This window comes from Mesorhizobium sp. M1A.F.Ca.IN.022.07.1.1, from assembly GCF_003997575.1.
Lineage (GTDB): Bacteria > Pseudomonadota > Alphaproteobacteria > Rhizobiales > Rhizobiaceae > Mesorhizobium.
The window spans coordinates 1-253 of the sequence record NZ_RZST01000755.1; the positions used below are offsets into that span (position 1 = coordinate 1).

General features: G+C 61.7%; 1 protein-coding gene. It reads right to left on the bottom strand.

Annotation, left to right across the window (positions count from 1 at the left end; genetic code table 11):
* A partial coding sequence (locus EOA75_RS33785; RefSeq protein WP_127326204.1) for a hypothetical protein occupies positions 1 to 245 on the bottom strand: 245 nt, incomplete at its 3' end.
* Positions 246 to 253: the final 8 nt, after the last annotated feature.

Below are 253 nucleotides of genomic sequence, written 5' to 3' on the forward strand. Positions count from 1 at the left end.
ATCAGAAACGCTGCAGCCAGAGTAGTTGTGTCGTCCTCGGTTCCTGGCAGCGGCAGGCCGTTGGCGCGGAAGTAGCTAACCACAGGAAGCGTCAGATATGCGGCCGCCAACGCGCCGCAGATCGGCGACGCGAACATCTCCCGGAGCTTGTAGCGGTGGCGTGACAGCGCCCGCAAAATGCCACCGGAAAGGCCTGCAATCAGCACCGGGGCCTTGATGCCGAGAAAGTCGAGAAGATCATGCATCAGGGCCT